Raw genomic sequence first — 9,373 nt, forward strand, 5'->3', positions numbered from 1 at the left:
TTCTGTGGCTTCCGGCTTTCCGTAGGCGATATTGTCCCGAATGGTGCCGCTGAACAGCCATGTATCCTGAAGCACCATGCCAAAATTCGTCCGCAGGCTGTCCCGGGACATGTCGTTGATATTCACTCCGTCGATGGATATGGAGCCGCTGTCCACATCATAAAACCGCATGAGCAGGTTGACGAGTGTCGTTTTGCCTGCCCCGGTCTGACCAACAATCGCGACCCGGGTACCCGGCTTAACTTCCAGGCTAAAGTCCGTAATGAGCGTACGTTCCGGGTTATAGGAGAATTTGACATGATCAAAAACAATCGTACCTTTGCTGCGCTCCAGTTGCACTGCGTTTGATTTTTCCGGCTGCTCTGGCGGCGAGTCCAGGATGGCAAATATGCGCTGAGCGGAAGCTGTAGCCGATTGGAACTGGGTAAGCACACCCGTAATTTCATTAAAGGGCTTGGCGAACAAATTCGTATAAATCAGAAAGCTCGACAACCCGCCTACCGAGATCACACCCAAAATGATGGATATACAGCCAATCATCGCGGTAACGGAAAAAGTCATGTTGTTTACCAATCGGGTGGAGGGGTTCGATAATGATCCATAGAATTGTGATTTTACCCCAGCTTGATACAATTGCTCGTTTTTGGCGGAAAACTCCTCGAACGTGCGGTTTTCATAATGAAAGGCGGTCACCACCCGCTGTCCGCCGATCATTTCCTCCACGTAGCCGTTCAGGCTTCCTAAAATTTTAGCCTGTTCGCGAAACATGCGTTGGGATCTTGTGGTAATGAATCTGGCCACGCCATATGTGACGGGGGCTGATACAAGTACCACCAGCGTCATCATGGGACTGATATACAACATGAGCACAATGGAGCCTATGATGGTAACAATTCCGGTAATCAAGGTAGAGAAACCTTGTAACAATCCATCTGACACAGCATCCATATCGTTCACAAATCGGCTAATGCTGTCTCCTTGAGGGTGATTGTCATGGAAGCTTAGCGGAAGGATGTTAAAATGATCAAATAACTCCCGCCGCATATCATTTACCGTCTGAAAAGCAATCCGGTTCGTCAAATACGTGAGCAGCCAGCTAAACAAACTGCCTATGGCATATACAATGCCCAATCCGGCTAGAATTTGTGCGACACCTTTAAAATCCACGACTCCCTGACCCACCATATGGTCGATGGCCCGACCAATCATATAGGGACCGACCAGACTGGCAAGCACACTGATAATCGCACAGACGACGACCCCGAATGCTGTATTCTTATATTGATTCACATAGGTTAACAGTCTTTTCCACGTTTCCTTGCCGCTCATTAGTCTACCTCCTGCGTTGAGAGCTGGGAACGATTAATTTCCTTATATACATCCGAGCTGCTCATCAACTGGTCATGTGTGCCGATGCCGGCAATCCGTCCTTCATCAAATACAATAATTTTATCGGCATGCTGCACGCTACTTACTCGTTGCGAGACCAGCAGGACCGTCATATGGGTGCTATGGTCCCGTAGCGATTGACGCAGGGCGGCGTCGGTTGCAAAATCAAGTGCGCTTGAGGAATCATCCAAAATGAGAATTTGCGGATTCCCGACAATAGCTCTTGCAATCGTAAGTCGCTGCTTTTGGCCACCCGACAGATTAAGACCACCTCGGGTAATCGGGGCATCGTATTTTTCAGGTAAGCTGGAAATGAACTCCTCCGCTTGAGCAATGGCGGCCGCCCGCGCCACTTCTTCATCGGTGGCGTGTTCATTGCCCCAGCGGATATTATCCGCTATGGTGCCGGTGAACAGCAGTGCCTTCTGCGGGACAATCCCGATCTTTTGCCGCAACTGCTTAAGCTTGTAATCCCGGACATCGATTCCATCGACCCGTATACTGCCTTCCACCACATCATAGAATCGGGGAATGAGGTTCACAAATGTAGATTTTCCCGAGCCTGTTCCTCCAATGATGCCGACCGTTTCACCCGGATAGATATCCACGTCTACATCGCTTAGCGCCATTTGACCTGTTGTATTGTAGCCAAAGGAAACATGGTCAAAAGAGATAGCTGGTACGGTGTCTTGTGGGGATACGCGACTGTCTGCTTCATCTCTGTGTTGAGCAGACACTGGAGCTGGCTGACCTCCAGATGTGACAGCATCGGAGATGGAAGCCTGCGTATCCAGTACCTCCTGAATCCGTGCTGCTGAGGTGGCGGCCTTGGTGAACAAAATAATTAAATTGGTCACCACAATCAGAGCCAGTAAAATCTGCGTGATATAATTAATAAAAGCTATAATCTCCCCTTGTGAAAGAGATCCGTATTGGATATGGATGCCCCCGATCCACAGGATTGTAATAATGGCTCCGTTAACCACCAGCAAGGTGGTCGGACTCAGCAAAGCGGAAATACGACCGACACGAATGGCCGTCTGGGTCAGATCATCGGAGGCTGTAGTGAACTTTACTCGTTCAGTTCCTCTTTTGGCAAAGGCCCGTATGACCCGTACTCCGGTCAGATTTTCGCTTAGCACCAAAGCGATTTTATCCAGCTTTGTCTGATATAAGCGGTAGAGCGGCGAAGCCTTCGTAATGACCAGATATAAAATCAAACCCAGGATCGGCGTAGCCGCCAACAGCACCAAAGCCAGACGGAAGTCCAGGATCATCGACATAATGATAGCTCCGATACAAATAAAGGGAGCGCGAATAACCAGACGAATCAGCATCGCCACTGCCGTCTGGAGCTGATTAACATCGTTTGTAATTCGATTAATAAGCGAAGGCGTACCAAACTTATCGAGATCCGCATAAGAAAGCGAAGAAATGTGCTGGAACATCGTATTGCGCAGCGTCGTACCAAAGCCCTGAGAGGCCCGGGCTGCATAAAACTGACACACCATTGAGCTGCCGAAGCCCAATATGGTCATAAGCAACATCAAAAGACCCATCTGCCACACATAATGGGTATCTTCTTTGCCAACGCCATGATTAATCATGAGAGCAACCATGGTAGGCAGCAATAGTTCCAAGATGGCCTCAACGAGCTTGAACAGGGGCCCAAGGATGCTTTCCTTTTTATAAGGCTTTAAAAAAACAGCGAATTTCAGCAAATAAACCATCACCTAACCTAAATAATATATAAAGCCTGTTGACCCAACGCGATAACTGAATTGATTATGGCATATCCCAACCTATATGAATAATATTTAATATATATTAGAGGTATATGTATTACATATATCAGTACCGGAGGTTCAGGATGGAATTGAGACATCTGAAATATTTTCTGGCGATTGCAGAAGCCGGACAAATTACGGCAGCAGCGAAAAAGCTGAAAATGGCCCAGCCTCCCTTAAGTCAGCAGCTCATGCAGCTAGAGGAGGAGCTTGGTGTGAAACTCGTGCATCGAGGTCCACGAAGCCTTCACCTGACGGAGGCGGGCATTATTTTGCAGAATAGGGCCAAGCAGATTTTGGAGCTGACAGAGGCTACGACAAGAGAAATCAATGATGTTGCCATGGGCATGAAGGGCACCCTTACGATTGGAACCGTCTCCTCCTCCGGGGCAGCCCTGATGAAGGACAGGCTGTCCGAATTCCATAAAAACTATGCGGGTGTAAAATTTGAAATTCATGAGGGAAATACGTTCATGATCCTCGACCTTTTGAATAAGGGAATTGTAGAGGTTGGTATTGTCAGAACACCGTTCAACACCACCGATCTGGGCTGCAGATATGCAGCCTCCGAGCCAATGGTCGCGGTAATGACAGAAGAGCACGACTGGAACCCTGATCAGAAGACCATCACATTGTCAGAGTTGAAGAACAGGCCGTTAATTGTATACCGCCGCTTTGAGCAATTGATCCACGATACCTGCATGAAGTATGGCTTTGAGCCGAACTTTTTTTGCAAAAACGATGATGCTCGCACCACGCTTCACTGGGCTAATGAAGGGCTGGGTATCGGCATGATTTCGCGATCTGCGTTGTCACTGGGCAGCAACAACCAGTTAATCGTGAAGGAAATTATGTGCGAAGAATTGCATACTCGTGTAGCGGCTGTGTGGCTCAAGGATAAATACATGTCATCCCTGGCTTCGCGATTTATCGAAAGTTTTAGCCGGGCATCCGATGAGGACAACCTGCGGTAGCTGATTTTTTTAAGAAAAACTCCCGCTAAACGCGGTCTGGCTTCCGTGAAAGTACGTCGATAGACGTTTTTCTTATGTATGAAAGCATCTTTTTGTAAAATCTCATTTGAATTGCAAACGGGAACTGGATATAGTAGTACAGTAGGATAGCGATAGAATGGAGTTTTGAACACATGCCACACAATGCGAAGGTCCAAATCCGTCTTCATAGTCATCATGATGGGGAAGATGTGGTTCAGGAGCTTTCCGGAGAAGCCATCGTGCGTGGGAAGCATCTATATATAAGGTACGATGAGCCGGCAGAGAGCCCTCAGGGGGGAACGATACGGAACACGGTCAAAATCGGACCTGATGAACTTAAACTGATCCGTCACGGTGAGGTGCAGTCGGAGCAGTCATTTGCGCTGGGGCGCAGATTGCCGGGATTTTACCGATCACCTTATTTGAGCCTGAACATGTCTGCGCATACGCAGAAGCTTGATATTCGGATGGATGGATTTACCGGATATGTGAGCTGGACCTATGATTTGTACGTATTTGAGGATTTCTCGGGGCATTTTGCCATCAGTTTGCATATACAGGAGGAGCAACAATCATGACAAGCAATCCACTGGAACTTATTAATCAAAAGGTGACCTCGGCAATCGAGGCCGCGATCCTGGCTGCCGGAATCGTGAGCCGCGAAGAGCTGCCGACCATTACGCTGGAGGTGCCAAAGGACAAATCACATGGTGATTTGGCTACCAACGCGGCGATGCAGCTTACCCGTATTGCGAAAAAAAATCCGCGTCAAATTGCTGAAGAGCTGATCGCAAATATGGATTTGGCTGCCGCTTCTATTGAGAGTGCAGAAATTGCCGGACCTGGCTTTATCAACTTTCGCCTGAACAAGAGCTACCTGTATACAATTATTCAACAAGTACAAGAGCAGGGAGCAGATTACGGACGTGTGCAGGCAGGTGCAGGCAAAAAGGTTCAAATCGAATTTGTCAGCGCGAACCCGACAGGCAGCCTCCACCTGGGCCATGCGCGTGGCGCAGCAGTTGGGGATGCTCTTTGCAACGTGCTTGATTATGCCGGATATCAGGTTACTCGTGAATACTACATTAATGATGCGGGTAACCAGATTTACAACATGAGCCGTTCCATTGAAGCTCGTTATTTGCAGGAGCTGGGGCAGCCTGCGGAGATGCCGGAGGACGGTTACCATGGTGAGGATATCATCGGGTTTGCCAAAGAGCTGGTAGCCGAGAAGGGTGATGCTCTGCTGTCCATGGAGCCCGGGGACCGCGCCGCTTATTTCCGTGAATATGGTCTGAAAAAGGAACTGAACAAGATCAAGCGTGACCTGGAACGATTCCGTGTACCGTTTGACTCCTGGTTCAGCGAAACATCACTGTACGACAACGGCGAAGTGCTCAAATCGCTGAACGAACTTCGTGACCGTGATGAAATCTACGAGAAAGACGGAGCTACGTGGCTGAATACGACCAAATACGGCGACGATAAAGATCGCGTTTTGATCAAAAATGACGGCACCTACACATACCTGACTCCGGATATCGCTTACCACAGCGACAAATATGCTCGTGGTTATGACACGATCATCAATATCTGGGGCGCCGATCACCATGGCTACATTCCACGGATGAAGGCAGCTATGGAAGCGCTGGGGAATGACCCGGATAAGCTTAAAGTGCTGATTGCTCAAATGGTCAGCCTGTTCCAAAACGGGGAAAAGGTGAAAATGTCCAAACGTACCGGCAAGGCCGTGACGATGGAAGATCTGATGGAAGAAGTAGGCGTAGATGCGATCCGTTACTTCTTCACGATGCGCAGCATGGATTCGCATCTGGATTTTGATATGGATTTGGCGATTTCTACCTCCAATGAAAATCCGGTATTCTACGTGCAATATGCTCACGCACGTGCGTGTAGCGTATATCGTCAGGCCGAGGAGCAGGGCATTGCTGTACTGCCACTGGCAGAGGTAGACCTGTCCAAGCTGACGGCTGAGCATGAATATGACCTGTTGCGCAAAATCGGCGAGCTGCCGGAAGAAGTGGCTGTAGCAGCTGCGAACTTTGCGCCGCACCGTATGATTCGCTATGTCTACGAGCTGGCTTCACTATTCCACAGCTACTATAAGGCAGAGCGCGTTATCACCGAGGATGCTGCTCAGACGCAAGCTCGCTTGGCGCTGTTTGGCGCGGTGCGCACTACCATTGCCAACGTACTGAAGCTGATGGGTGTGTCTGCGCCGGAACGTATGTAAATGCCGTAACGATAAAAGGAACCGTCCGTATCACCCTGAACAGGGTGGCACGTGCAGTTCCTTTTTATATGGAAGCGACTTGGCTTAGTACCGTTCCAGCACCAGATTCGTTTTCAGGGAATCGGCAGGAACCAGCCATCCCTTGGATTGCAGCAAGTTGATTAGCTTGGTGCGGTTGCTGGCGGCAGTGCTGTAGTCCGAGGTTTTAAAAGAAATTTCGATGATGGTATCCGTACCGGACCCGTTCGCACTACGGATAGGCCAGACTTCAACGTCGGTATCCAATCCTTGGAAGATGCCTTCATATTTGCTGACCTGTACCGGACCGCGTACTCTGGAGTCTGCCAGAGCTTTCTTGCCCCAGTTGCTGGATTTCCAGTTTTGCAGCTTGCCTGGAAGATTGTCCAATAGTTGCTTTAACGCCTGATCCGGGGAAGGAAGAGTTAATCCTTTGGAAGCGTTCGTTTTTTTATCATTGGAAAAGCTCAGTGTCTGTTTGCTATAACCCCAATCCACCTCAGCATCATAGTTATCGTCGGATGCGCTAAAACCTTCTTTATTGGCTTTAGTGAGAGCCGAGTCGATATCTCCGTTCGTTACTGTGTACCGCTTCTTGTAGGTTAATTCATAATTCTTTTTATCCTCTTTTTTACGAAATCTGACGTTCCAGCCCTCGCCGTTCAATTGAAGCTGATCGGTATCGAAATACTCTACGCTCAATCTTTGCGCCTCATCGTTAATTTGGAACTCATTTACTACGCTGCCTTTCAAAGAGCCATCTGCGTTGAGAACCTGAGTTGTATCCAGCAGCAGCTTTACCTCATAGCTTGGAGTGGCATTGGCGGCGGCCTGTACAGGCTCGGCCCCCTTCCATCCCGTTATGAGCAGTGCTGCGCTCAAGGTTAAGACCGACAATACTTTTGTAAAACGAAGACCCGTTTTCATTCTATCCTCTCCTCTTCGTCCGAATAGTAGGTACACGCTACACTTTACGGGCTCATTGTCAGTCGTATGTCAAGGCAAGGGGGGACTCCGGTAAAAAAATAACATAATTTCTATATGACGGGTAAGATTTAATCTTGGTTCGATGACAAATATTCAGCGAAGCGGCGAATCAGTGCCGAACGGTGGCGATCTTGGTTGCTGACCATATAGATGTACCTTTCAACACGGTGACCCGGAATAGGCCGGATCACCAGCAGCCCGCGTTCAACCTCCGACTGTACGGCAATGCGGGAGACGAAGGAGACGTGTTCTCCCAGCATGACCGCCTGTTTGATCGCTTCAAGCGAATCCAGCTCCAAATAGGAGGGAAGACGACGTCCGCCATGCTCCAGCCATTTGTCGGTCATGTGCCGTGTGCTGGAATCTTTGCCGTGCAGCACGAAGGAGGAAGAAGCAATACGCTCGGGCGTAAGCCCGACTTCGCTTGCGAGCGGGTGGCCGGGTGCGCAGATGAGTACCAATTCATCCTCGCTCAAGGGCTCCGGCACCAGTGTTGGCGTTTGAAATGGCTCTGCCGAGATAACACCCAGGTCAATTTCGTGGCGAGCGAGCATGTCCTTGATCACCGGAGCCGTTTTCACTGACAAGGAGATGTTGATCCCCGGATGCTCACGGGCAAAACGGTGCAACACAACAGGAAGCACATAGGTAGCGGGGACGTAGCTTGCTCCAATTCGAATGCTTCCCCGCTGGAGCGTGTCGAATTCGCAGACGACCCGCTTCGCCTCGGCAGCGAGTGCGTTGATCTTGGCGGCATAGTGGAGCAGCGCATGACCGGCATCCGTCAGGATGATCTTGCCCATCCTTGTGTCAAACAGCTTTACACCGAATTCGCGCTCCAGATTTTTCATATGAAAGGTAACGGTTGGTTGTTTCAGACCGAGAAGCTCGGCCACGGTAGTAATTTTATGGTGCTTATCCAGCAACTCTACAATGTGCAGCTTCAGAAGACTCAAATTCACTTGGGATGCCCCACTTTCTGATTGGTTGGAAACTTATGCTTGCCTTTGGTGCCACGGTATCAATCCCCTCTATATAGATTAAATCTATGAGTATTAACACAATTCATTGAAATAATTAATTTTGTTTTAACTTTCCAATAACACAGGCGGCGAATTCAAGCTTTACACTGGGGTCAGTCAGAAGAACAGGCGGGTAATGCGATGAATCAGGATCTATATATTCAAGGGTTGAGTAAAACCTTCGGTCATATGACCGCATTGTACGAGACCAATCTGCTTGTGCGGCGGGGAAAATTCACAACACTGCTCGGTCCGTCCGGCTGCGGGAAAACAACGCTTCTGCGCATGATCGCCGGGCTGGAGACACCAGATAGTGGCACGGTCACGTTGGGGGAGGAAATTCTGTTTTCGGCTGAACGTAAAAAGGACGTGCCTGCACATCTTCGTCATTTCGGCATGGTATTTCAGGACTTCGCGCTGTGGCCGCATATGACGGTATTTGAAAATGTGGCCTTCGGCCTGCGTGCAGGCAAACAGGCGAAACGGTCCAGTCGCGGACGCGGCAACGAGCTGCGAACAGCTGTCTTGGAGGCGCTCGACAAGGTCAGACTGTCGGGGATGGAGGATCGGTATCCTCACCAGCTGTCTGGTGGTCAGCAGCAGCGGGTCGCTTTTGCCCGCGCCGTTGCCAATCGGCCCCGGCTCGTACTGTTCGATGAGCCACTCAGTGCATTGGATGCGGTGTTGCGGGAAGAAATGCGCATTGAAATGCTGTCGCTGGTGCGCGATCTGGGTCTGACCGCCTTGTACGTCACCCATGATCAAGTCGAGGCTATGTCGATGTCTGATGAGGTGGTCGTCATGAAAAACGGGCATATATTACAGACGGGAACGCCGGAGGACATCTATGGTCGTCCAGCTCATCCAGAGGTGGCGAGGTTTATCGGCAAATCGAACTGGCTGGAGCCGGAACGGATGCTC

7 protein-coding genes and 1 pseudogene are annotated in these 9,373 nt (G+C 49.6%); 4 read left to right on the forward strand and 4 right to left on the reverse strand.

The features are described 5' to 3' along the window. Nucleotides 1-1,329: pseudogene (locus WG8_RS00540) on the reverse strand (ABC transporter ATP-binding protein); the annotation flags it as partial. Further along, nucleotides 1,329-3,110 (reverse strand): ABC transporter ATP-binding protein, encoded by a 1,782-nt coding sequence (locus tag WG8_RS00545; RefSeq protein WP_007428100.1) that lies wholly within the window; start codon nucleotides 3,108-3,110, stop codon nucleotides 1,329-1,331. The gene WG8_RS00545 and the pseudogene WG8_RS00540, both read right to left, overlap by 1 nt. 149 nt (nucleotides 3,111-3,259) lie before the next feature. Here WG8_RS00545 and WG8_RS00550 point away from each other — a divergent pair, with 149 nt between their 5' ends. The 3 genes from WG8_RS00550 to argS all read left to right on the forward strand — a co-directional run bounded on the left by WG8_RS00550 (nucleotide 3,260) and on the right by argS (nucleotide 6,425). Then, on the forward strand, nucleotides 3,260-4,150 hold the full coding sequence (locus tag WG8_RS00550) for a LysR family transcriptional regulator (protein WP_007428101.1): 891 nt from the start codon (nucleotides 3,260-3,262) through the stop codon (nucleotides 4,148-4,150). A 173-nt stretch (nucleotides 4,151-4,323) separates the two neighbouring features. After that, nucleotides 4,324-4,749 (forward strand): DUF1934 domain-containing protein, encoded by a 426-nt coding sequence (locus tag WG8_RS00555; protein WP_007428102.1) that lies wholly within the window; start codon nucleotides 4,324-4,326, stop codon nucleotides 4,747-4,749. Further along, entirely contained in the window at nucleotides 4,746-6,425 is a 1,680-nt protein-coding gene (gene argS, locus WG8_RS00560) for an arginine--tRNA ligase (RefSeq protein WP_007428103.1), read from the forward strand. The genes WG8_RS00555 and argS overlap by 4 nt, the downstream gene beginning before the upstream one ends. An 84-nt stretch (nucleotides 6,426-6,509) precedes the next feature. On the opposite strand, the gene WG8_RS00565 is transcribed toward argS, so the two are convergent. Continuing rightward, nucleotides 6,510-7,370: a hypothetical protein gene (locus WG8_RS00565; RefSeq protein ID WP_007428104.1), complete on the reverse strand. Its 861-nt coding sequence runs from the start codon at nucleotides 7,368-7,370 to the stop codon at nucleotides 6,510-6,512. 128 nt (nucleotides 7,371-7,498) lie between these two features. Then, on the reverse strand, nucleotides 7,499-8,392 hold the full coding sequence (locus WG8_RS00570) for a LysR family transcriptional regulator (RefSeq protein WP_007428105.1): 894 nt from the start codon (nucleotides 8,390-8,392) through the stop codon (nucleotides 7,499-7,501). A gap of 201 nt (nucleotides 8,393-8,593) precedes the next feature. Here WG8_RS00570 and WG8_RS00575 point away from each other — a divergent pair. Further along, nucleotides 8,594-9,373, forward strand: a 780-nt coding sequence (locus tag WG8_RS00575; protein WP_007428106.1) for an ABC transporter ATP-binding protein, incomplete at its 3' end; no start/stop codon positions are given.

The sequence above is a fragment of the Paenibacillus sp. Aloe-11 genome (assembly GCF_000245715.1).
In the GTDB taxonomy this organism is placed as follows: domain Bacteria; phylum Bacillota; class Bacilli; order Paenibacillales; family Paenibacillaceae; genus Paenibacillus; species Paenibacillus kribbensis.